Here is a 22,684-nt window from a genome sequence, read left to right on the forward strand (position 1 = left end):
TGATTTTGTACGTGTGCTTTAGCATGCCTGAAGTGTGTTTTAGCACACTTAAAGTGTGCTAACAAGCACACAGATAGGAGCCAAATATGAGAGCAATTCAAATATTAACAGTATGCGGTACCGGAACGGTAGGTGCGGCGGCACTGGCGGTCAGATTAAAAGGAATTCTTGATAAGAAAGGCTATGCTGCCCAAGTAACGGAAGCAAGCCCGGAAAATATTAAGGATAACATCTCCCTTGAAGACTATGATGTGGTTGTATACATTACTCCTATTGATAAAGAAGCCTCTATTCCTATGCTAAACGGCACAGGGCTTTTACTGGGAATTAACGAAGATGAATTTATTGAAAAATTTATGGAAGTTGTAGGCAAGTTAGAGTTGTATGAAGATTGAGAAGGATACTGCAGCATAGAACAGATTGGAGCAAGTTGTGCTCTGGTCTGTTTTTTTATGCAATAGAAAATTGCTTCCTATTGCATAAAAAGCCCTCTGGGCAGGATTCTTTGTTCTAAGCCCAGACAGTACAATTGTTTTCACAAAAAAATAAAATGCTGTGAAAAAACTTGCTCTTATTTACTGTAAAATACTATGCTAGAATATTGATAAATCCAATATTGCCATATTAGACAATGGTTTCAGTCAATAGATAGAATCAGGAGGGACAGGATGAAATTACTGGATGAAAATTTAATTATTCTGAATGCGGACGTTAACACGGCAGAAGAATGTATCCGCTTAATCGGACAATTATTTCAGGAATACGGGTATGTAAACGAAGGCTATTCGGATGCAGTTGCTGCACGTGAAAAAGAATATCCGACAGGTCTGCCGGGAGAGGGAATTGCTATTGCCATTCCTCATACAAATAATAAATTTGTGAATAAGCCGTGTGTAGGGGTTGTTATTCCGCGACAACCGGTGTCCTTTGGTGTGATGGGCACAAAGGATGACAGGGTGGCCTGTGAAGTTGTAATTCCCATGGTAATAAAGGATTCCAAAATGCAGATTACCATGCTGCAGGAGATGATGAAAATCATACAGGATGGTGCCTTGCTGAAAAAAATCAGAGAGGCAAAGTCAAAGGGTGAAGTATTAGAATATCTGCATAACCTGGAAGACTGCATCACGTGCTAAGAGGCAAAGGAGGTTAAAATGGAAAAATGGGAAGTAGCTGCAACAGCTGTTACCTTTGGAAAATTCTATAAAGGCAGTATAGAACGTCTTGAAAAGGCCGGGTGTGAGGTTAAGCTAAATCCATATGGCAGACCTCTGACAGGGGAAGAGATGATTGAATTTGCCAGGGATGCAGACGCCCTTATTGTAGGAAATGACAAGGTGCCGGCCGATGTAATCAAACATTTTAAGAATATGAAAATCATTGCAAAGCATGGCGTTGGAGTAGATGCTATTGATAAAGATAAAGCACATGAGATGGGAATTGTAGTAACCAATGCACCGGGAACCAATAAAGAAGAGGTGGCAGACTGTGCCATGGGTTTTCTGTTAATGCTTGCCAGAGATTTCTATAAAATCGTAGGAGAGACAAAAGCAAAGAAGTGGATTAAATATCCGGGTATCAGCATGCGCCAAAAGACGATAGGTGTTATCGGCATCGGAAATATCGGAACAGCACTGGTAGAAAGGGCAGCCGGCTTTGGTATGAAAATCCTGGGATATGATATTGTAGAGCGTGACAGGGCAAAGGAATTAGGAGTCCAATACGTGAGTTTCGAGGAATTATTACGGGAATCGGACTATATTACCCTTCACGTTCCGTTAAATCCCGAGACCTATCATATGATTGGAGAAGAGCAGTTTGGCCTCATGAAGAAGGGAGCCATACTCGTAAATACAGCCCGGAGTAAGTGTATCGACCATGAGGCATTAACCAAAGCACTTCAAAGCGGGACCCTTTTAGGATATGCAACAGACGTATATGACAGTGAACCTCCCGTCTGGCATCCCTACTTTGACTTTCCCAACGTGTTACTGACACCTCATATAGCAGGGACCACCTATGATTCCAATAAGAGAATGGGAGATACGGCAGTGGATAATGTAATTGCTGTAAAAAATGGAGTGACACCGCCTAATCTCATCCTGGAAGGAGGCAGATCCAATTAATTTATGAAAATTAAAGAGATTAAGATTTATAAATTAAAACCAAGATGGATTTTCTTAAAAATCATAACAGATACCGGTATCTGCGGATGGGGTGAATGCATTTCCGGAACGAGAACAGAAACCGTAGAAAGCTGTATTAAGGAAACAGGGAAATTGATCATAGGACGGGATCCCCTGGAAATTGAAGATATATGGCAGTGCTTATACCGCTATTTTTTCCGGGGAGGGGCGGTTCATATGACGGCTCTTTCAGGAATTGAAATGGCCTTATGGGATATCAAAGGAAAATATTATAAGATGCCAATTTATGAGTTTCTGGGAGGAAGAGCAAGGGACCGTATTAAGGTCTATTCCTGGATAGGAGGAGACCGGCCGGCTGATGTGGCAGCAGAGGCCAGGAAGCGGAAGGAAGCTGGGTTTACGGCAATTAAAATGAATGCCTGTGAAGAGATGCATTATATTGATTCCTATAAAAAAGTACAAGAGCTTTTAGAACGGGTGGAATCGATACGGCAGGCGGTAGGATATGAGCTGGAAATAGGAATTGATTTCCATGGACGTGTTCATAAAGCAATGGCTAAAATTATGATGAAGGAACTGGAGCCATATCATCCTATGTTTGTGGAAGAACCGGTACTCCCTGAAAATGGGGAAGCTTTGCAGGAGCTTTCGCGGCATACTTCCATTCCGATAGCTACCGGAGAACGGCTGTGTACCAGATGGGGGTATAAAGATATCATAAAAGAAGGGATTGCAGATATTATCCAACCGGATGTTTCACTGGCAGGAGGAATCTACGAAGTCCGTAAAATAGCGGCAATGGCAGAGGCCTTTGATATAGCAGTTGCACCCCATGCACCTTATGGGCCTATTGCTTTGGCAGCTACTCTGCAGATTGATACCTGTACACCAAATGTCTTTATACAAGAGCAAAGTCTGGGAATCCATTATAACCAAGGTTTTGACCTTCTGGACTTTGTAAAGAATAAAGAAATATTCCAGTTTCAGGATGGATATCTGAACATTCCCATGGGATATGGGCTGGGACTGGAAATAGATGAAGAAATGGTTGAAAGAGTAAGTCTTAAAGGTTTGGAATGGAATAATCCAAGATGGCGGAACTATGACGGAACACTTTCAGAATGGTAGGCGGTAAGGTTGAAAGGAGCATGGTTATAAGAATGAAAGATATTGAAGCACTACAGACAATTGAGAAGTATGGAATTGTTGCGATTGTAAGAGGAACGGAAATCAACCAGATGAAGCGGATAGCCGCAGCTCTTTATGAGGGCGGCGTAAGGGTTATAGAAGTTACTTTTAATACAGAGAAAGCAGAATCCTTGTTAAAAGAGCTTACGGATGAATTCTCTGACAGGATGCTCATTGGAGCAGGAACAATCCTTGATAGTGAGAGCGCAAGAACTGCTATTCTGGCAGGAGCTAAGTTTATTCTTTCTCCATCTCTTAATCCGGAGGTTTTAAAAATCTGTCAGCGATACAGCATATTGGCGGTTCCGGGAGTTATGACACCTACAGAGGCGGTACAGGCCTGGGAATTGGGTGCACGTATGATAAAGATATTTCCTGCCGTGAATTTAGGACCATCCTATGTGAAACAAATATTGGGTCCTCTGAATCAGTTGAACATTATGGTAGTTGGTGGAATTAATGAAAACAACCTGGGAGCCTTTTTGGAAAATGGAGCCTCCTGTGCCGGTATTGGCGGTGATTTGGTTAATAAACAGGAAATCGAAGAAGGAAAATATGAGGAACTGGTGCAAAAAGCAGTACGATTTCAAAGTATATTTGAAAATAAAAAGATGAATGGAGGGAAAGAATGAAAGCAGCAGTATTTTACGGAATTGAGGATATTAGAATAGAGGAACGGGAAATACCGCACATTGGTCCGGATGAATATTTAATCAAAGTCAAAGCGGCAGCTATTTGCGGTTCAGAGTTAAGAACCTATTTGCATGGTCATGCAAAAATTAAGGAACCCCAAATATTGGGCCATGAATTTGCCGGAGAAGTTGTAGAAATCGGAGAAAATATTAGAGGTCTTACTGTAGGCGAACGTGTCAGCGTTCATCCCGGAATTCCCTGCGGACATTGTTATTACTGTGATCAGGGATATCAAAACCTGTGTGAGGAACGTAAAAATATCAGTATACACTATCCCGGAGCTTTTGCGGAATATGTCAAAATACCAGGTAAGACATTGGAGCTGGGAACCTGTGTGAAGATTCCTGAAAACATTCCTTATGAAGTTGCCGCCTTGGGCGACCCTGTAGTATCTGCTTTAAACGGGGAAGAAATGATTGATGCCAGACTGGGTGACAGCATATTAATCCTGGGCTGCGGCCCCATTGGTATGCTTCATGCCATGGTAGCAAGGCTAAAAGGTGCTTCCACCATTATTCTGGCAAACCGTTCAAGAAACCGTCTTGAGTTGGCAAAAGAAAGAAATCTGGCTGATTACTATTTTTGCCTGGAAAGTGACGGCGACCTCAAAGAGTTTGTGAAGAAGGTGACAGGTGGCAGAGGACCAAATAAGGTTGTGGTTGCAAATACTTCCAAGGCTTCCGCAAAACAGGGAGTAGAAGTAGTTGCCAAGGGAGGATTAGTCCAGCTCTTTGCCGGATTTCCCAAAGATAATCCCTTTTTGGACCTTGACGGGAATTTGATTCACTATAATCAGCTGACCGTATCCTCTTCCTATGGTTCCACGCCCAGGCAGTTTCAGTTGGCAGAGAAGTTATTGTTTGAGGGAAAGATAGATGGAGCCAGTTTAATAACACATCGCCTTCCTTTGGATGAAATCAACAAAGGTTTTGAGTTAATGAAGTCCGGTGAAGCTTTAAAAGTAATCTTAACATACGAATAAGGAGGAAAAAGTTATGAGGAAAAAAGTATATACAGTATGCGGGTCAGGAGTTGCAACTTCCGTAATGTGCGCACAAAAAATCAGTGATTACTGTAAAAAGAACGGAATTGATGCAGAAGTAACTCCAATATCTTTTGGGCAGTTATCCGGTGGAAATGTTAAGGCGGATCTGATTGTTTCTGTGAATTCAAAGGTGGAACAGAAAGGGGATATACCGGTAATAAGCGGAATTACTCTTTTGACAGGAATGGGGCAGGAGCAGACATTGCAAAAGATTGTTGAAATCTTAAAGAAATAATCAGGGAGGAAAAAGGAGATGGATATTTTACTTAATGTAGTGAATTATATTGTGAATTTGGGGGCAGCCGTATTTTTGCCGGTTATTATGTTTATCATAGGGTTGATTTTTGGATTAAAGCCCGGAAAAAGTTTCCGTTCCGGTTTAATGTTAGGCATTGCTTTTACAGCAATCAGTACCTTTATATCAGCACTTTTGGTAGGGCAGATTGCCCCTGCGGCACAATCGGCGATTGAGAGAGCCGGTTCCAATCTGCAATACATGGATGTGGGCTGGACAGCCGCTTCTATGATAAGCTGGGCATGGCCTTTTGCGGCAACCATATTCCCATTGCAGATTGTTATTAACTTATTGATGCTGTGGTTAAAATGGACAGATACACTGAATGTGGATTTGTGGAATGTATGGACCAAAATCTTCATTGCTGCTGTAACCTATATTTTTACCGGCAACCTTATAGTGGCTTATATAGTGGCAGCCGTTGTAATTGTTATTGAATTGAAGTTGGGAGATTTTACGGCAGAGCGTATTCAAAAATCAACAGGAATTCCTGATGTAACCTGTACTCATTCAGGTATGATGAGCTTGCTTCCGGTAATGCCTCTTATCTGGCTGATTGACCGTATTCCCGGATTAAAAGATAAGAAATTTGATGCGGAATCCTTAAAGAATAAAATGGGTTTCTTAGGAGAACCGGCTGTGCTTGGTTTAATAATGGGTATTATTATGGGACTGCTTGGAGGTTATAATGTGGCAGATACTTTAAAGCTTGCGATAAAGGTTGCGGCAGTTATGATTGTTTTACCCCGTCTGGCATCCTTATTCTCCGAAGCATTGATGCCCATATCAGAAGCGGCAGCTCAATTTATGCAGAAGAGATTTCCAGGAAGAAAGTGCTATATCGGGCTGGATTGGCCGATATTAACTGCCAATCCTGCAGTGGTTACTTCCTCTGTCTTACTGATTCCGGTTCTGATTATATTAGCATTGATTTTACCTGGAAATAAGACTCTCCCTTTTGGTGATGTAGCCAATTTTGCCTGCCTTGTGATTGGACCGGCCATTTTATTTGGAGGAGATATTATAAAGACCTGTATTGCCAGCATCCCTATTCTGACCGTTACCCTATATGCATCCACCGCCATTGGACCGACCTTTACAAAGCTTGCACAGAATGTGGGATTTGCCTTTCCGGAAGGCTCTGCTTCCATTACATACCTTAAAGCAGGCCCCGTTATCTGGGCTACTTTTGAAGGGGTATTAGGACACTGGTATATTGCAATACCCCTGGTGATTCTTTTTGCATTTAGTTTTGTGATTTTAAAGAAGAGCTATACAAATACACTTAAAGCAGAAGAATAGAGGACAGAACATGGAAAGAGCAATTGACAGATTAGAGCCTTTTCAAAGAGCTATTTCAAAAGCACATTTAGCAGCAGCAGGAATTTCTCTTGAATCCCTGGATAAAAAGCCCCTGATTGCCATAGCCAACAGCTGGAATGAGGTATGTCCCGGGCACGAACCGCTAAGGCAGCTTGCGGGCGAAGTAAAAAAGGGTATACTGGAAGCAGGAGGAGAGCCCATTGAATTCAATACCATCGCCATGTGTGATGGTATTGCACAGGGGCATTCCGGAATGCGGTACTGTCTGCCTCACAGAGAGATTATTACAGACTCCATTGAGGCAATGGTAATAGGAGAAGGTGTATTTGACGGAATTGTATTTTTAGGTGCCTGTGATAAGATTATCCCGGGAATGCTAAATGCAGCCGCCAGAATTAATCTGCCTTCTATTGTGGTTACTGCCGGACCCTGTTATTCAAAAATAAAGCCCAGTGAATCCAAAGAACTAAGGCAGAGGTTTTTAAGGGGAGAAATTACCGAGCGGGAATTAATTAATGGAACCTTGGATTATTATACAGGCCCCGGTATTTGTCCGTTTCTTGGGACGGCAAATACCATGGGAGCTTTGTGTGAATCTCTCGGAATGATGCTCCCGGGAGGAAGTCTTATTCCTTCTTCTACCAGCATGCGAAGGTTTCAGGCAAGGGAATCCGGGGCAGTGCTTATGAAGCTGGTGGAAAAAGGTATTCGGCCCAGCCGGATTATGACAAAGGATGCCTTAGAAAATACGATTATTTTATTGAGTGCAATCGGCGGTTCCCTAAATGCCTTAATTCATTTGCCTGCTCTGGCAGCAGAACTGGGTATTGCTCTGGAATGGGATGATTTTTCTGAAATTACATCAAAAACTCCGGTATTATGCGGAATTGTACCAAATGGAGATAAAACAGTAGTAGATCTTCACTATGCAGGAGGTATACCGGCAGTATTAAAGGAATTGGAATCGGTTTTACATACAGAAGCATTAAATGTGAACGGATTAACTCTTGGAGAAATAGTACGGAACGCAAAACCAGGAGATCCCTCTATTATTCACAGTATGGAGAATCCTCTTGCAAAAGCGGACGGAATTCAGGTCCTCTATGGAAATCTTGCACCGGAAGGTGCTTTGGTAAAGACATCTGCAGTGCCGGAAGAAGTAAAAATATTTGAAGGAACCGCAAGAGTATTTAACAGTGAAGAGGAATGCTATGAAGCCTTTCATGAAAAGAAAATAAAGACGGGAGATGCCGTAATCGTCCGTTATGAGGGCCCTAAAGGCGGCCCCGGGATGAAGGAGCTGCACCGGATTACCGAGATTATTAAAAGCATTCCCAGGACAGCGGTTATTACCGACGGAAGATTCTCCGGTGCCAGCGGAGGGCTAAGTATTGGCTATCTTTGCCCGGAAGCAGCAGAGGCAGGTCCGATTGCATTAATAAAAGACGGAGATAAAATTCAGGTAGATTTATATAAGGGGACTTTAAAGGCAGAGGTTACAGATGAGGAAATGGCAAAGAGAAGAGAAGAATGGAAGCCTGTTGTGAAAAATGGGGAAAAGGGCCTTTTAGCAAGGTATGCCAAACTTTCTAATTCTGCAAAGCTGGGAGCTTCATTTCGCTAAAGTTTCCAAGGAGGGATATCATTGTGACCAGAGCTGATACAAGGAAAATCAAATTAATCGGTCTTGACTTGGATGGAACTCTACTAAATGGGAAAAAGCAGATTACGGACCGTTCAAAAGAAGCCATGAAAAAGGCAATTGAAAAAGGAGTATTCATTGTGCCGGCAACAGGACGTCCACTGAATGGAGTTCCCAGGGAGGTTCTTGAATTTCCGGGAATAAAATATGTTTTGACTGTAAATGGAGCAAGAATAACGGATATAAAGCAAAATAAAATTCTATACGAAGTGCTGACTCCCATGGAAACTGTATGGAAGATAAAAGAAATCTTTGACCGTTACGACACCATGCAGGAAGTTTATTTTGACGGAGTCGGATATGCAAGAGAAGATTTATTAAGAAAGATAACGGAGTACGAATCGCGGCCGGGAATGGCCGAATATATTACCGCAACCAGGGTTCGTGTTAAGAGTATTGAAGAAAAATTAAGAGAGATGAACCGTCCGGTGGATAAAGTTCAGGCATTTTTTAAGAGAGAAGAAGAAAAACAAAAAGCCTGGGAGGAATTAAAAATGATTCCTCACCTGGAGGTAACCACTGCTGGAAAAAGGAATATAGAAGTTAGCAGAGAAGGTGTTAACAAAGGGGCTGGACTTTTAAAGCTGGGAGAAATGCTGGGAATAAAAAGGGACGAAATTATGGCTTGCGGAGATGAGATAAATGATTTGGTTATGCTGCGGGAAATAGGATTTGCCGTTGCCATGGGAAATTCACCGGATATAGTAAAAGCTGCGGCAGATTATATCACAGAAACCAATGAAGAAGATGGAGTTGCAAAAGCAATAGAACGCTTTGTATTAAAATAAGCAAAAGTAACCGGTGTATTGGTTCAGATATTCTGAGCTTTACACCGGTTATTTATATCACATTATAGAAAATTATGGGTTTTTAGGGAATCTAATTTAATAAATTTGCATTCTGAATTAGAAATTATATTGGATATTAACAAGGAAATAGCAGCAACTTAAGATAAAAAGGAAATGGGTTTATTCTAAGCACTCTTCTACTAGGAGGTGCTTTTTTGATGCAAAAAATTAATAATCAAAAGGATATTGTTGATGTTCTTACCATTGCCTCCAGTTATAATGCTTAATTACATTTTGCTTTTTCAAATAAATTTTTTTGGCTGTCTGGTTTTTATGATTATAAAATTGAAATGTAATTATAATAATAGTGTAGCTATTAAAATTAGTTGACAAATGGCTTTTAATAGCGTATCATATAGTAATAATAACTACATTAAATCGTATTTGAAAGAAGGTAAAGAGAATGCTGGAGAAAATGGTAAATATAGGAGTGTTTGGAGATTCGATACTGAAAGGAATACAGATTAATCCGGTGAGTAAAAAGTATTATGTGAACAATACTATTGATATAGAAATCTTAAGCAAAAAGTACCCAATACAAATACAAAACTATTCAAGCTTTGGATGTACTGTAAAAAAAGGCAGTGATTTACTTAGAAAAAGATTGGAAAAAAATATAGGATGCAATGCAATTGTCATGGATTATGGTGGAAATGATTGTGATTATAATTGGAAGGCAATTTCGGAAAATCCGGGAGGTAATTATTCACCTAACACGCCAATAGAGCTTTTTTCAGAAATATATTGTGGTATCATTGATACATTGAAGAAAAAAGGTATTTTGCCTATATTAACTACTCTGCCACCATTAGAGCCACAAAGTTTTTTTGACTGGTTTTGCAGAAATTTAAATAAAAAGAACATACTTATGTGGCTTGGTGATATTAATAACATTTACTTTCACCAGGAAAGTTACTCAAGGGTAATTGAAAAAATTGCTTTGGAAACACAAGTTCCGTTAATTGATTTAAGAGGAGCATTTTTGAAAGCCGGGAATATAAAGGAGTTGCTTTGCGAGGATGGAACACATCCAAATACTTCAGGTCAAAAAATCATAGCATCATCTTTTGAAAATTTTGCAAAGGAATTTATAGATACCGGATATAATCTGATTTGATTTATTTTACCCGTATCGAGGGTACACAGAAAGGGAAGTAAACAAAATATCAGAGTGAATGCAGGCCGTCATCAGGTGAAAATCTGTGAGGCTATGTTCTTTCTTTATTGAAAAGCATAGCCTCTTTTTTATTGTCTGGTATAACTGGTGCCAGAATATAAATAGTACAAATTAAATATGGAAAGTTCCTATTATATTAAAGTAAGATTCAAAGACAATGAATCTCTAAGTTGTTTTGCATCGCTGATCGGGGGAAGTCCAAACATGCGGGCATATTCCCGGCTGAATTGGGAGGGGCTTTCATAACCTACCTGAAATCCAACATCCGCAGCATCCATAGAATCGGTCAGTAACAAACGGCGTGCTTCCTGGAGTCTTATCATTTTTTGATATTGCAAGGGACTCATGGCAGTTACCCGTTTAAATTGGCTATGCAAAGATGACGTGCTCATGTTCGCTTTTGCTGCTAATTCTTCAATACGCAGCGGTTTAGCATAATCATCATTGATGAGTTTAATGATTTTTCCGATGGAGTGGGCATGGCTGCCGTTGATAGCAAATTGCTTAATGATATTTCTGTGATCATTCTGTAAGACCCGATAAAGGATTTCACGGGTAACCAGAGGGGAGAGCACAGGAATATCCTTCGGGGTATCCAAAAGACGCACAAGCCTAAGAACTGCATCCAGCAAAGCGGCATTTGTTTCGTTGACTACAAGTCCCCGTCCCGAATCCGTTTTGCTGTTCCATATCTGGTCAGATTCCTTCACAATATCCAAAATCTGATCTGTACGGAAACTAATCTGAACACACAGGTAGGGCTTCTGCAGAGTAGCCTCGATAATCCGGCCTACAATAGGCAAGTGAACCGAGGATACAAGATAGGAGGAGGCATTGTATTGATGGGTTTCATCACCCAACATCACAATCTTAGAGCCTTGTGCAATCACAATTAAGGACGGTTCATAGATAGAATGCAAATGTTCCGATACATTGGAGGCACGAAGCAACTGCAATGTTGGTATGAGTGTATGCTGCTTTCCGTCAGCAGGAGCATGTTTGCTGATTAGTGAAGCCAGCTCTTTCTGATATTCTATAAGATTATTATTTGTATTTTCTCTTTCCATTCAAGTCTCCTTCCTCACTTGTTCATATAAGAAATATGTCACGATTATATCATGTAATGTAGGATTAGGCAATGATGGGCTAAGAATAGGCTACCGTATAAGACGGTTTTAAGAATATAATGTGCTTACAAACAATTTAATATTAAAATTTAAGGAGGAATTTTTATGATGAAAAATACAAATGCACGTGTTGCCCTGATTACCGGGGGGTCGGGTGGTATTGGCCGCGCCGTTGCCGAGCGCCTCGCTATGGATGGAATCGCTGTCGGAGTGCATTATGCCGGCAACAAGTCCAAAGCCGACGAGACTGTTTCCGCAATTACCGCCGCAGGAGGCAAGGCAATTGCCGTCGGCGGCGACGTGGCAGAAGAGAAAGATATGTCAGCTGCTTTTGATGCAGTTGATGCGGCATTTGGCGGCATTGATGTCGTAGTCAACACAGCTGGTATCATGCTGCTGTCGCCGATTGCGACATTGAACCTTGATGACCTCGACCGGATGCACCGCACCAACATCCGCGGTACCTTCGTGGTTTCCCAGCAGGCCGCGCGGCGAGTGCGCAGCGGCGGTGCGATTATCAACTTCTCCACTTCGGTCACCCGTCTTCAATTTCCGAGCTACGGTGCTTATGCGGCAAGTAAGGGTGCGGTGGAAGCCATGACACTGATACTGGCCCGTGAACTGCGTGGCAAAGATATCACAGTAAACGCAGTAGCTCCGGGTCCGACCGCAACTCCGCTGTTTCTCAATGGTAAAGACGAAGCTGCGATCGAATATCTTTCCAAGGCTGCCCCGATGGAGCGTCTTGGTACCCCAAAGGACATTGCGGAAGCGGTTGCCTTCCTTGCCGGTCCGGCCCGCTGGGTCAATGGGCAGGTGCTCTTTGCCAATGGCGGATTGGGATGAGTGTACTTTTAACATCCTAAGTTAAGCAGCTGCCAAAGAATCAAAGGGGCACTGCAAAATAGGTAAGCGGTCACCTATTTTGCAGCGGCTCTTTTTTCTTGAAAAAATAAAAACAGCAGATTCTGGGATTCCTGTTGCGAAGAACGGAATATCGGAATTGTTCATGGCTGCTAATTAAAAAATATTTTACTTGACAAAGACTTCCTACAAGTGTAATCTTGAATGAGACTACAAATGTAGGAAGGAGGAGGCGAATTGAAGAACAATAATTGTAAAATATCCAATGCAGAATGGCTGGTCATGAAAGTACTATGGAATAACTCCCCTCAAACAACCACAAGTATCATAGAAGGCTTAAGTGCAGAGACCGACTGGAAGCCCAAAACAATCCATACGCTGATCGCCAGGCTGGTAAAAAAGGGTGCCCTGGGTGTTGATAAGGATTCCGGTCAGCATACTTTCTACCCTCTTATTACCAGAGAAGAATGCATTCAGGAAGAAACAGGTTCTTTCATTCAAAAAATGTATGAAGGCTCCATCTATAATTTGATGGCAAATTTTATCCATGATGAAAAAATGTCTGTAAAAGAAATGGAAGATCTTAAAAAGCTTCTGGATGAAAAACTGAAATAAGGAAGGCAGGTGGTCAAGATTAATCTTGTTACCATATTTAAAGAGGTCGTGTCTCTGTCAATTATGGGGACCCTGCCGGCAATCGGAATCTTTCTTTTTAAGGGAATACTAAAAGGCAGACTCAGTGCCAGACTGCAGTATTATATCTGGTTTCTCCTGATACTGCGGCTTGTAATTCCCTTTACCATTGAAAGTCCGTTCCATTTGTTCACCTACGAACCAATATCAGAGAATGTAATGATAGAAGATCAACTGCCGGATGCCCCCAGCGATAAGACTGATGTGCAAAAGAATTCCGGGAACGGCACTGCGCATACATTCTTAGTTCCGTCATTAGATTCAAATAACGGAAGCCCTGCTTTTACCCTGAGACACATTGCGTCCCTTTGGCTGGCCGTTATGATTGGCATTTATATTTATATAATACTTGTGAATGCCATGTTTGCCCTTAAGCTGCGCCAATGTATTCCCTGCACACAACCTAAAATTGATGCCGCTATGAACCGCTGCAAAAACAAACTTCATATAACCGGTAAAATAACTGTTCTTTCCGGCAGCTGTGTAAAATCACCTATGGTGTGGGGCATCTTTCACCCAAAAATTATTATTCCCGGTAAAATGATTCCATGCCTTTCACAGGAGGAACTCAACTATATCCTGTTGCATGAGCTTGCCCATATTAAGCGGAAGGATTTGAGCCTTCGTATCATAACAATGGTTATTCAGGGAATTTACTGGTTTAACCCGGTAATATGGTATTCCATGCATAAAATGAAAGAGGATTGCGAACTGTCCTGCGATGCTTCCGTACTTGGTGTGCTTGAGGAAGAAGAATATAGAAAATACGGCTTAACCATATTGAGCATTATGAAAAGAATGAGTGACCTGCGAACGGTTCCGGGAACCGTAGGATTTGCAGTCAGCCAGAATAAAAGGAGGATTATTATGATTACACAATACAAAAAGACATCTGTAAAATGGGCTGTAATAACTCTGCTATGCCTTGTTTTATTAACAGGTTGTTCGAGCCTGTCCGGTTCCGCCGCCGGCACGAGCCAGAAAAATACGGCCGGAACGGAAAACAGTTCAAAGAATAGCAGCCAGGATTCTGCTGCACAACCCACCCCTGTTGTTGAGACAGAAGATGAGTCGGTCACTCCTGCCAAAGAGTCTTCTTCGGATACAGAGGCCGTCTCTTTTCAAACATATTTTGATTTATTGGGTTCAAGTAAACAGGATTTGACAAATAGTATAACAGAGAAGCCGGATTCAACCGACGAAGGTGGCCTGGAATTTAAAGAGGCGGGAATTCGGGTATGGTTTAATATGGATACCGGTACTGTCAGCCAGATATTTACCCAGAGGAATGACTTGGATTTCAAAGGCGCTAAAATCGGTGATAAAACAGAAAACTTTGAAAGTGCCTTTGGAAAACCGGTCAGTGACAAGAACGGAGACATGCATTTTAAATATGAAAATGGGTACATATCCGTTAATTATGATACACAGACTGGCATCACCTATGCTGTCTATCTCCTGAGTGAAGATTTTTAGGGGAAAGTATCTTTATGAATAATTGCTTGTATGATGATCTTTAAAACAGATGCAAACGCAGAACCTGCCGATTTTATGGAAGGTTCTGCGTTTTTTATGCAATGACGAAGAAAAAGGAAGGTTATGGCAATGGGATTCTTTAATTTGCATTCAACAAAAAAAACACTACCATATTCTGATAGTGTTCAACAGGGGATGAGAGAATCGAACTCCCGCTAAAGGTTTTGGAGACCCTTGTCATACCATTTGACCAATCCCCTAAATATTGGCCATGCTCTCTGCACTGCCTTTATAGGATACTATAAATTGTGTCAATTGTCAAGAAAATTTTATGATGAATTTGCAGTTTTCCGATCATCATAGCTGCTTTTTTGGGGCATTTTTGAAGCGGCGGTAAGAGCGTTACAGTCCTCTTTGAAAGGATCGGGTATTAAGATATCAAAAAAAGCATGGGGTAATAGGGGCTTACTATAGATATAGCCCTGTATCATATCACACTTATGTTTCCTTAGAACTTCCAACTGTTCACTCTTTTCAACACCCTCGGCAATAACCTCAAGCTTCATGCTATGGGCCAGATTAATGATACCGGAGGCAATCCGGGCATCCTTGTCGTTGCTGCAGATGTTATTAATAAAGGACTTGTCTATCTTAAGAGTGTTAATGGGCATATTGGTAAGGTAATTTAGGGAGGAATAGCCGGTACCGAAATCATCCAGAGAAATCATGATACCAAGCTCCTGTAAAGAGGACAACTGTACAGAAGCATTTGTCAGGGAAGAGACAAGGGTACTTTCAGTCACCTCTAATTCCAGATTTCTGGCAGGAAGGTCGGTTTCTTCCAGAATGTTCTCAATAATTTCTATAAAGTTTGCTTTGCTTAGCTGGACACTGGATATATTAACGGAAACTGTCAGGGTATCGAAACCATGGTCGATAAGGTTTTTGTTAAATCGGCAGGATTCCCTTAGCACCCATTCTCCAAGCTCGGTTATCATGCCGCTTTCCTCTGCAATGGGAATGAATTCATCGGGATTCAACTCTCCAAGCTTGGGATTATTGATACGCATAAGAGCTTCAAAACCTGACAATTTTTCTTTGCGGATATTATATTGGGGCTGATATACCACATAAATCTCGCTGTTGGCAATGGCATGGCGTAAAACCTCTGTAATAAGGGAATTGCGGTTTAACTCCTCTTCCATGGTTACATCAAAAAGGGTGTATTTGTTTTTCCCGGTATCCTTTGATTTGTACATGGCGATATCGGCATTTTTAATAAGGGAATTATGAGTAAGGCCATTTAACGGATAAAGAGCGATACCGATACTCATGGATACATAGATGGCCTCCCCGTTAATATGAAAAGGGGTTTTTAGGGATTCTATGATCGTGGCAGCAAAATCCAGGGCTTCCTGTTCGCTCTCCAGATTTTCGCGGAAGAGAAGGAATTCGTCACCTCCGGCCCTTGCAAGAATATCATCATAGGTAGTCAGGGACAGGAGATGGGTGGCCGTCTGGGACAAAAGATTGTCACCGCATTCATGACCGAGGGTATCGTTTACCGTCTTAAAATCGTCCAAATCTACAAAATAAACGGCATGCAGCTTATTAGAACCCGGTGAAGAAGCAATAGCCTGATTAACTCTCTCAATAAAAGCCATTTTATTTGGGAGGTTCGTAAGCACATCATGATAGGCAAGGTATTCTATATGGTTGTAGTTCTGGCGCAGCTGTTCTTCCTTGGTGATAAGTTCCTCATGCATGGCGGAAAGCTCATTGTAGCTGTTTCTTACTATGTGCAGCATCTTATTTAAGTTTCTGGAAAGCTCTCCGAATTCATTTTTTGACCGGATATTGCTCTGGGCTTTTAAGTTGCCTTCAGAAGCAGTACGAAGAGTATTCTTTAATTCCATAATGGGTTCCGTATAAAAGGTTGCAACCTTGTCGCTTGCTACGAGCATAACAAAAGAACAGAACACAATACCTGCCAGGAATATGTAGAGTATAATTCTGGCGAGGCCGGTCACGGCATTGGAATCCTGCTTCATAATAATGGCCCATCCGTTATCTTTTAAAATGCTGTATCCATAAATCGTATTGGCGGAGTCAAAGGTATATTGGAAGCTGCCGGCTTCATCAGTCTTTCCGCTATAGTAATCTGCTACCAACCTGCCCAGGCGGTCGTCCTTTATATTTGTACCGATATATCTGCTGTTCGGGTGGAATATGTAGTTTCCATATTTGTCAAGACAAAAAGCATAGCCGTTTCCGCCGGATGTCATAGACATAAGGTAGGTGTCGAGGCTGGACAAATCTAAGGTGCCGACCAGATATCCAAGGATGTTTTTTTTGCTATTACGCTCTTTTATGGGGTATCCTATTTCGATAAAGTTATGGTAGGAACCATCCGGCTGTTTTTTCTTAAGAACACCGCTGATAGCATTTGCGCTGCTTGCGGTTGCCCGCATATAAGTTAAGGTAAGGTTGTCCGAGATTTTAGTGCCGATTTCATCTCCATCCGTACTTAGAATTACATTGTTATTTACGTCAAATACTTTTATATTCTGATAATGCGGCAAAGTCTTGCTGCAGTTGGCAAGCAAATCTATAGCATTATGATATAATACGTCATTCGATTTTACGGCAGAAGTTTTAGAAGAATCTTTGGCAGATAGGGCATAGTCGTAAATACGGCTCTCCTGGGACAGAAGATAAGCCTCTGTCAGTCTGCTCTTTAAGAGGGCGTCAAGACCCTGGCTGTTGGTTACGGCCGATTGTTTTAAATTGGTCTTTTCAGCCGAAATAAGCTTGTCAGATACTATATGGTAAGAGAGTACTGACATAAGGATAATCGGCAGAAGGGATAATATAAACAATGTAATCCTTAGATTGTTCCTAATAGACATGGCGGTCTTCTTTCTAATGTAATTATTTAACATCTTACCAAAAACAAGGCAAAAAAGCAATAAATTTGGTAATATTACTACAAATTTTAGTTGAAAAAGCTCACAGTACAGGGTATACTTGTACAGTAGTTATATCATAAGCGTATTAACTGCCATGATAGGTGTTAGATTGAAAGATGCATTGCATTTTTCAAATTTCTATTTGGGCAGTATCGTGTAGACTGCAAGCAATCTACTGGCGGGCCTGCGATATGCATGGAGATTAGTATTTGAATAGAATTATTGCAAAAAGTTAGATCGGAGAACAGGATGTATAAGTTACTGGCAAAAGACGGAAGAGCCAAAAGAGGAGAATTTCATACCGTACATGGTGTAATACAGACCCCGGTCTTTATGAATGTCGGAACAGCAGCGGCTATAAAGGGTGCAGTTTCCACACAGGATTTGCAGGGGATTAAAACTCAGGTGGAATTGTCCAATACCTATCATCTTCATGTAAGACCAGGAGATGAGGTTATCAAGAAACTCGGTGGACTTCATAAATTTATGGTATGGGACAAACCCATATTGACGGACTCAGGCGGGTTTCAGGTGTTCTCTCTTGCCGGATTAAGAAAGATTAAGGAAGAAGGAGTTTATTTTAACTCCCATGTTGACGGCAGAAAGATATTTATGGGGCCGGAAGAGAGTATGAGGATACAGTCGAATCTTGCTTCCACCATTGCTATGGCATTTGACGAATGTCCGCCCCACCCGGCAGAAAGAAGCTATATGCAGGATTCTGTGGACAGAACAACCAGATGGCTGATTCGCTGCAAGGAAGAGCTAAACAGGCTTAATTCACTGCCTGATACCATTAATAAGAACCAGATGCTCTTTGGCATTAATCAGGGCGGCACCTATAAGGATATCCGTATTGAGCATGCCAAGAAGATATCAGAGTTTGACCTTAATGGATATGCACTTGGAGGATTAGCGGTAGGAGAAAGCCATGCAGAGATGTATTATATCATAGAGGAAACAGTGCCTTATCTGCCTTTGGAAAAGCCTACTTACCTGATGGGAGTGGGAACACCGGAGAATATATTGGAATCTGTTGAAAGAGGTATAGACTTTTTTGACTGTGTGTATCCTGCCAGAAATGGAAGGCATGGACACGCCTATACCAATCATGGTAAAATGAATCTGATGAATGCAAAGTATGAGTTAGATGACGCACCCATTGAAAGGGGCTGCGGCTGCCCGGTCTGTAAGTATTACAGCAGGGCATATATCAGACACTTGCTAAAGGCAAAGGAAATGTTAGGCTTAAGACTTTTAGTAACCCACAATCTGTATTTTTATAACAATATGATGGAAGAAATTCGTGCTGCCATTGAAGAACAAAGGTATGCGGAATATAAGAAAAACAAGTTAAATGGCTTTGCTCAGGGCGAAGAATAACAGAACAAGAATAATTTATTTGTAGGAGGAATCATATGCAATTCGGAATTTTAACAACAGGCGGACAATCAGGTGCCATGCCTTTAGCCACACTCATTATGTGGATCGTAGTTATGGTAGGTATTTTTTATTTCATGGCAATCCGTCCCCAGAAAAAGCAGCAAAAGAAAATGGATGCCATGCTTTCCACATTGGAAAATGGTGACAGTGTACTGACTTCCGGCGGATTTTACGGAGTTGTTATTGACGTAATGGATGATGTAGTTATCGTAGAATTCGGTAATAACAAGAACTGCCGTATCCCCATGAAAAGAACAGCTATCTCAGAGATTGAGAAGCCCCAGACAACAGTAGTTTCAAAAGAAACCAAGGAATAAGTAAAGTAAAAAAGTACAGTAAAGACAAAAGGTCCCTGATATTACAGGGACCTTATTTTTAAGCGGTTTTCCAAAGGCTCCAAGAGAGTTTCCGGAACTTTCAGATTACCCTTTCCAAAGCCTAAGCCAATGTCAGGCTTATTTTTGCCGTGAAAATCAGAACCTCCTGTGATGACCAGGTTATAACGGTTGGCAAATCTTCTTACAATACCCTCGTCGAAGCCGGTATTCATGGAGTAGATGGCTTCGATACCATCCAGACCGAATTTTGTAAGAAGAGAGATCAGGTCATCCAGCTGCTCTAAGTTATATTTGTATAATAAGGGATGTGCAAGGACAGCAAGACCGCCTGCCTGATGGATAAGCGAAATGGCTTTTTCGGGAGTGAGATAATCCCTTGGAACATAATAAGGAGAAGAATCATTCAAGTATTTTTCAAAGGCTTCCTTGTTTGTTTTTGTATAACCATGTTCTGTCATGTATTTGGCAAAATGAGCCCGGGTAAGTACCGCCTCTCCTTCAACCGCCTTTAATTTATCTACGGTAATATCAATTCCTGCACTGCGCAGATTGGAAGCCATCTTTTCATTCCGTTCATCACGTTTTATAAGAGCAGTATGAAGCGCGTCATTCAGGGGTTTGTTATTAATGTCAAGAAATAAGCCGAGGATATGAATGTCTTTTTTTCTGTAGGCTACAGAAAGTTCCGCACCCGGTATTATTCTTAAAGGGTTTTCAGAGTCAGATAATACCAATGCAGCGGACTGGGCCTCCCTGACTCCTGATAAGGTATCATGATCTGTTAAAGCAATGGCAGAAAGGGACAGGGAAGCAGCAAGCCCGGCAACCTCTGTTGGTGATAACGTACCGTCAGAGGCATTGGAATGTACATGTAAATCAATATATTTCATAGGGACCACCTTTCTACATAGTATTTTCATACTGTCTGAAAGCATTGTAACCTTTTTGACCTGCTATTACAACCACTAAAATATATTATCAGATCTGCTGATGCTTAAATTTAGCTGTCTTAAGCATATATCCAGGCGGGAAATAATATATTACTGTATAAAGTGAACGGAGGTATTTCATGGACAAAGTACTTCACCGGAATTCCAGGGTTACTGTGATATTAAAGGATCTTTTGCTCTCCTATGTTGTGACAGGGCTTATGCTGCTTTTGCTATCCTTTCTGATGCTTAAGCTGGATGTTTCCAATAAGATATTAAGCGGCGGCATTATAGTCACATATATTTTATCTACCTTTTTAGGCGGCTTTCTCTTTGGAAAAAACGCTGCCCAGAAAAGATTTCTTTGGGGACTTTTAATAGGAGCTTTGTATTTTATTATCCTCTTTCTGATTTCAACTCTTACCGGTTCTCTAATGGGAATGGAAGCATCCAGAGTTCTCACCGTAATGATTTTATGCTTATTTGGTGGAATGTTGGGAGGAATGGTTAGTTAAGGTAAAAAATATCTTTTCATATCCGTTTTGGTATGATATAATAGGTACGGATATTGATATGGAAAGATATCAAGGAATAAAAAGGAGGAAAATCATGAAGCGTATTAAGACTTTAAATACAAGAAACCTTAAAGAATCCATGAAAAAGGGCGGCTGCGGTGAATGCCAGACTTCCTGCCAGTCAGCATGTAAGACATCCTGCACAGTAGGCAATCAGAGTTGTGAAAATCAGTAAGTATACGCAGTATAGCTATACATAGTATTGTAAATAGTAACTAGAAGTTGTTTATAAAAGCATATAAGCAATCTTGTAAACTAAGCAGCGTCTTATAGTCGCTGCTTATTCCTTGTGTATGGAATTACACATAGAAGGAGGAAAATTTGGTTCACCAGTATAAAAACAACGGGTATAATATCGTGCTGGACGTTAACAGCGGAATGGTTCATGTAGTGGATGATTTAATCTACGATATTATAGAGTTGTACAAAGAAGCTCCAAAAGATGAAAAGCATCTGGTTTCAGAGAAAGAAAAAGAAACCATAATCAATAAATTAACAGATAAATACCAAGGGCAAGGATACGCGGCCCTTTTTGATGAATATAAGGAAGAGGGAAAATCCGTCGAAAGTGCTGTAAAAGAAGCAGTTTCGGAAGTAGAAGAACTGATTGCAGAGGGTGCCCTCTTTACGGAAGATATCTATGAGAATTACATATCTGAATTTAAGTCCCGTCAGACGGTGGTAAAGGCTCTGTGCCTTCATATAGCCCATGACTGTAACCTTGCCTGTAAGTATTGTTTTGCAGAAGAAGGGGAATACCAGGGAAGGCGTGCCCTGATGAGCTACGAGGTGGGGAAGCAGGCACTTGATTTTCTGATTGCCCATTCCGGCAACCGTAAGAATCTTGAGGTGGATTTCTTTGGCGGTGAACCCTTAATGAACTTTGATGTAGTGAAAAGGCTTGTGGAATACGGCAGGGAACAGGAGAAAATCCACAATAAGAAGTTCCGCTTTACCCTTACGACCAATGGAATTCTCTTAAATGACGAGGTCATGGAATTTGCCAATAGGGAAATGGGAAATGTGGTGTTAAGTATTGACGGACGAAAGGAAATCAATGACCTGATGCGCCCTTCAAGAAACGGAAAAGGCAGTTATGATATTATTCTTCCGAAATTTAAAAAGGTAGCCGAGAGCAGAAACCAGAATAACTATTACGTCAGAGGAACCTTTACCCATAATAACCTGGACTTTTCAGAAGATGTAATACATCTGGCGGAGTTAGGCTTTAAGCAGATATCCGTAGAGCCCGTAGTGGCACTTCCCGAGGAGAGCTATGCCATAAAGGAAGGGGATGTTGAGAAAGTCTATGAAGAGTACGATAAGCTAGCTGCCTATATTCTTAAGAAAAAGCAGGCGGGAGAAGGCTTTAACTTCTTCCACTTTATGATAGATTTGTCAGGAGGGCCCTGTGTTGCCAAGCGTCTGTCCGGCTGCGGCTCGGGAACAGAATATATGGCAGTAACACCCTGGGGTGATTTATACCCCTGCCACCAGTTTGTTGGAGAAGAGCAGTACCTTATGGGAAACGTCTTTGAAGGAGTTAAGAAGGCGGAACTGCAGGAGGAATTTAGGTGCTGTAATGTATATTCCAAGGAGAAATGCAAGGATTGCTTTGCCAAATTCTATTGCAGCGGAGGCTGTGCCGCCAATGCCTATAAATTCCACGGCAGTATTCATGATGCCTATGATATCGGCTGTAAGCTTGAAAGAAAACGAGTAGAGTGTGCACTTATGATAAAGGCAGCAGAAGCAGCCTTCCAAGAGGAAGCGGATGAACTGGAAGCTACGCTATAAACATAGATAAACCGAAAATAATGCCTGTCTGGCTGTCTGAAACTTGGCAGCCCTG

At 41.4% G+C, this 22,684-nt stretch carries 22 protein-coding genes and 1 tRNA gene; 19 read left to right on the forward strand and 4 right to left on the reverse strand.

The features are described 5' to 3' along the window. The first annotated feature begins 86 nt into the window (after positions 1–86). The 11 genes from BUF11_RS14055 (at position 87) to BUF11_RS14105 (ending at position 10,358) form a co-directional block, all read left to right on the forward strand. The gene (locus tag BUF11_RS14055) at positions 87–395 is read left to right on the forward strand and encodes a PTS sugar transporter subunit IIB (RefSeq protein ID WP_073589490.1); all 309 of its coding nucleotides are present in this window, start codon (positions 87–89) and stop codon (positions 393–395) included. A gap of 273 nt (positions 396–668) precedes the next feature. After that, positions 669–1,136, forward strand: a complete 468-nt coding sequence (locus BUF11_RS14060; protein ID WP_073589491.1) for a PTS sugar transporter subunit IIA — start codon at positions 669–671, stop codon at positions 1,134–1,136. A gap of 18 nt (positions 1,137–1,154) precedes the next feature. Beyond that, positions 1,155–2,126, forward strand: a complete 972-nt coding sequence (locus BUF11_RS14065; RefSeq protein ID WP_073589492.1) for a phosphoglycerate dehydrogenase — start codon at positions 1,155–1,157, stop codon at positions 2,124–2,126. A gap of 3 nt (positions 2,127–2,129) precedes the next feature. Next, entirely contained in the window at positions 2,130–3,275 is a 1,146-nt protein-coding gene (gene dgoD, locus BUF11_RS14070) for a galactonate dehydratase (protein WP_073589493.1), read from the forward strand. 32 nt (positions 3,276–3,307) lie between these two features. After that, the gene (locus tag BUF11_RS14075) at positions 3,308–3,967 is read left to right on the forward strand and encodes a bifunctional 4-hydroxy-2-oxoglutarate aldolase/2-dehydro-3-deoxy-phosphogluconate aldolase (RefSeq protein WP_073589664.1); all 660 of its coding nucleotides are present in this window, start codon (positions 3,308–3,310) and stop codon (positions 3,965–3,967) included. After that, positions 3,964–5,010 (forward strand): alcohol dehydrogenase catalytic domain-containing protein, encoded by a 1,047-nt coding sequence (locus BUF11_RS14080; RefSeq protein WP_073589494.1) that lies wholly within the window; start codon positions 3,964–3,966, stop codon positions 5,008–5,010. Before BUF11_RS14075 ends, BUF11_RS14080 begins: the two co-directional genes overlap by 4 nt. A gap of 13 nt (positions 5,011–5,023) precedes the next feature. After that, positions 5,024–5,308, forward strand: coding sequence for a PTS sugar transporter subunit IIB (locus BUF11_RS14085; RefSeq protein WP_073589495.1), 285 nt, complete (start codon positions 5,024–5,026; stop codon positions 5,306–5,308). A gap of 18 nt (positions 5,309–5,326) precedes the next feature. Next, the gene (locus tag BUF11_RS14090; RefSeq protein WP_073589496.1) at positions 5,327–6,670 is read left to right on the forward strand and encodes a PTS galactitol transporter subunit IIC; all 1,344 of its coding nucleotides are present in this window, start codon (positions 5,327–5,329) and stop codon (positions 6,668–6,670) included. 10 nt (positions 6,671–6,680) lie between these two features. Then, entirely contained in the window at positions 6,681–8,315 is a 1,635-nt protein-coding gene (gene ilvD / locus BUF11_RS14095) for a dihydroxy-acid dehydratase (protein WP_073589497.1), read from the forward strand. Between the two features lie 23 nt (positions 8,316–8,338). Next, a complete protein-coding gene (locus tag BUF11_RS14100) occupies positions 8,339–9,181 on the forward strand; it encodes a Cof-type HAD-IIB family hydrolase (RefSeq protein ID WP_073589498.1) in 843 nt (280 codons plus the stop codon). A 463-nt stretch (positions 9,182–9,644) separates the two neighbouring features. Then, the gene (locus BUF11_RS14105) at positions 9,645–10,358 is read left to right on the forward strand and encodes an SGNH/GDSL hydrolase family protein (RefSeq protein ID WP_073589499.1); all 714 of its coding nucleotides are present in this window, start codon (positions 9,645–9,647) and stop codon (positions 10,356–10,358) included. 191 nt (positions 10,359–10,549) lie between these two features. Here the strand turns inward: BUF11_RS14105 and BUF11_RS14110 are convergent, their stop codons facing one another. Then, positions 10,550–11,485 carry an AraC family transcriptional regulator gene (locus tag BUF11_RS14110; protein ID WP_073589500.1) on the reverse strand — a complete coding sequence of 312 codons (936 nt, stop codon included), beginning with the start codon at positions 11,483–11,485 and terminating at the stop codon, positions 10,550–10,552. Between the two features lie 165 nt (positions 11,486–11,650). On the opposite strand from BUF11_RS14110, the gene BUF11_RS14115 reads away from it, so the two are divergent. The 3 genes from BUF11_RS14115 (at position 11,651) to BUF11_RS14125 (ending at position 14,578) form a co-directional block, all read left to right on the forward strand. Then, on the forward strand, positions 11,651–12,391 hold the full coding sequence (locus BUF11_RS14115; protein WP_207665485.1) for an SDR family oxidoreductase: 741 nt from the start codon (positions 11,651–11,653) through the stop codon (positions 12,389–12,391). A 255-nt stretch (positions 12,392–12,646) separates the two neighbouring features. Further along, positions 12,647–13,024 (forward strand): BlaI/MecI/CopY family transcriptional regulator, encoded by a 378-nt coding sequence (locus BUF11_RS14120; RefSeq protein WP_073589501.1) that lies wholly within the window; start codon positions 12,647–12,649, stop codon positions 13,022–13,024. Between the two features lie 9 nt (positions 13,025–13,033). After that, the gene (locus BUF11_RS14125) at positions 13,034–14,578 is read left to right on the forward strand and encodes a M56 family metallopeptidase (RefSeq protein ID WP_073589502.1); all 1,545 of its coding nucleotides are present in this window, start codon (positions 13,034–13,036) and stop codon (positions 14,576–14,578) included. 189 nt (positions 14,579–14,767) lie between these two features. On the opposite strand, the gene BUF11_RS14130 is transcribed toward BUF11_RS14125, so the two are convergent. Both BUF11_RS14130 and BUF11_RS14135 read right to left on the reverse strand, forming a co-directional pair. Further along, positions 14,768–14,838, reverse strand: a tRNA-Trp gene (locus BUF11_RS14130). 69 nt (positions 14,839–14,907) lie between these two features. Beyond that, positions 14,908–17,487: an EAL domain-containing protein gene (locus BUF11_RS14135; RefSeq protein WP_073589503.1), complete on the reverse strand. Its 2,580-nt coding sequence runs from the start codon at positions 17,485–17,487 to the stop codon at positions 14,908–14,910. A 309-nt stretch (positions 17,488–17,796) separates the two neighbouring features. Here BUF11_RS14135 and tgt point away from each other — a divergent pair, with 309 nt between their 5' ends. Further along, positions 17,797–18,930: a tRNA guanosine(34) transglycosylase Tgt gene (tgt, locus tag BUF11_RS14140; protein WP_073589504.1), complete on the forward strand. Its 1,134-nt coding sequence runs from the start codon at positions 17,797–17,799 to the stop codon at positions 18,928–18,930. 35 nt (positions 18,931–18,965) lie between these two features. Then, positions 18,966–19,307 (forward strand): preprotein translocase subunit YajC, encoded by a 342-nt coding sequence (gene yajC, locus BUF11_RS14145; protein WP_073589505.1) that lies wholly within the window; start codon positions 18,966–18,968, stop codon positions 19,305–19,307. Positions 19,308–19,348: 41 nt separating this feature from the next. Here yajC and BUF11_RS14150 read toward each other — a convergent pair whose 3' ends face one another. After that, the gene (locus BUF11_RS14150; RefSeq protein ID WP_073589506.1) at positions 19,349–20,218 is read right to left on the reverse strand and encodes a PHP domain-containing protein; all 870 of its coding nucleotides are present in this window, start codon (positions 20,216–20,218) and stop codon (positions 19,349–19,351) included. Positions 20,219–20,397: 179 nt separating this feature from the next. Here BUF11_RS14150 and BUF11_RS14155 point away from each other — a divergent pair, with 179 nt between their 5' ends. The 3 genes from BUF11_RS14155 to scfB all read left to right on the forward strand — a co-directional run bounded on the left by BUF11_RS14155 (position 20,398) and on the right by scfB (position 22,629). Further along, positions 20,398–20,772, forward strand: coding sequence for a TIGR04086 family membrane protein (locus tag BUF11_RS14155; protein WP_073589507.1), 375 nt, complete (start codon positions 20,398–20,400; stop codon positions 20,770–20,772). A 94-nt stretch (positions 20,773–20,866) separates the two neighbouring features. Continuing rightward, the gene (scfA, locus tag BUF11_RS14160; protein ID WP_073275699.1) at positions 20,867–21,007 is read left to right on the forward strand and encodes a six-cysteine ranthipeptide SCIFF; all 141 of its coding nucleotides are present in this window, start codon (positions 20,867–20,869) and stop codon (positions 21,005–21,007) included. Between the two features lie 146 nt (positions 21,008–21,153). Next, positions 21,154–22,629, forward strand: a complete 1,476-nt coding sequence (gene scfB / locus BUF11_RS14165) for a thioether cross-link-forming SCIFF peptide maturase (RefSeq protein ID WP_073589508.1) — start codon at positions 21,154–21,156, stop codon at positions 22,627–22,629. Positions 22,630–22,684 lie beyond the last annotated feature (55 nt).

Origin of the sequence: Anaerocolumna xylanovorans DSM 12503, from assembly GCF_900143645.1 — a bacterium.
Taxonomy (GTDB): Bacteria; Bacillota; Clostridia; order Lachnospirales; family Lachnospiraceae; genus Anaerocolumna; species Anaerocolumna xylanovorans.

What these genes read in the sequence shown, in the direction of transcription:
- BUF11_RS14055 (WP_073589490.1), top strand. Translation starts at nt 87, where the DNA reads ATGAGAGCAATTCAAATATTAACAGTATGCGGTACCGGAACGGTAGGT.
- BUF11_RS14060 (WP_073589491.1), top strand. Translation starts at nt 669, where the DNA reads ATGAAATTACTGGATGAAAATTTAATTATTCTGAATGCGGACGTTAAC.
- BUF11_RS14065 (WP_073589492.1), top strand. Translation starts at nt 1,155, where the DNA reads ATGGAAAAATGGGAAGTAGCTGCAACAGCTGTTACCTTTGGAAAATTC.
- dgoD (WP_073589493.1), top strand. Translation starts at nt 2,130, where the DNA reads ATGAAAATTAAAGAGATTAAGATTTATAAATTAAAACCAAGATGGATT.
- BUF11_RS14075 (WP_073589664.1), top strand. Translation starts at nt 3,308, where the DNA reads ATGAAAGATATTGAAGCACTACAGACAATTGAGAAGTATGGAATTGTT.
- BUF11_RS14080 (WP_073589494.1), top strand. Translation starts at nt 3,964, where the DNA reads ATGAAAGCAGCAGTATTTTACGGAATTGAGGATATTAGAATAGAGGAA.
- BUF11_RS14085 (WP_073589495.1), top strand. Translation starts at nt 5,024, where the DNA reads ATGAGGAAAAAAGTATATACAGTATGCGGGTCAGGAGTTGCAACTTCC.
- BUF11_RS14090 (WP_073589496.1), top strand. Translation starts at nt 5,327, where the DNA reads ATGGATATTTTACTTAATGTAGTGAATTATATTGTGAATTTGGGGGCA.
- ilvD (WP_073589497.1), top strand. Translation starts at nt 6,681, where the DNA reads ATGGAAAGAGCAATTGACAGATTAGAGCCTTTTCAAAGAGCTATTTCA.
- BUF11_RS14105 (WP_073589499.1), top strand. Translation starts at nt 9,645, where the DNA reads ATGCTGGAGAAAATGGTAAATATAGGAGTGTTTGGAGATTCGATACTG.
- BUF11_RS14110 (WP_073589500.1), bottom strand. Translation starts at nt 11,485, where the DNA reads ATGGAAAGAGAAAATACAAATAATAATCTTATAGAATATCAGAAAGAG.
- BUF11_RS14115 (WP_207665485.1), top strand. Translation starts at nt 11,651, where the DNA reads ATGATGAAAAATACAAATGCACGTGTTGCCCTGATTACCGGGGGGTCG.
- BUF11_RS14135 (WP_073589503.1), bottom strand. Translation starts at nt 17,487, where the DNA reads ATGTCTATTAGGAACAATCTAAGGATTACATTGTTTATATTATCCCTT.
- tgt (WP_073589504.1), top strand. Translation starts at nt 17,797, where the DNA reads ATGTATAAGTTACTGGCAAAAGACGGAAGAGCCAAAAGAGGAGAATTT.
- yajC (WP_073589505.1), top strand. Translation starts at nt 18,966, where the DNA reads ATGCAATTCGGAATTTTAACAACAGGCGGACAATCAGGTGCCATGCCT.
- BUF11_RS14150 (WP_073589506.1), bottom strand. Translation starts at nt 20,218, where the DNA reads ATGAAATATATTGATTTACATGTACATTCCAATGCCTCTGACGGTACG.
- BUF11_RS14155 (WP_073589507.1), top strand. Translation starts at nt 20,398, where the DNA reads ATGGACAAAGTACTTCACCGGAATTCCAGGGTTACTGTGATATTAAAG.
- scfA (WP_073275699.1), top strand. Translation starts at nt 20,867, where the DNA reads ATGAAGCGTATTAAGACTTTAAATACAAGAAACCTTAAAGAATCCATG.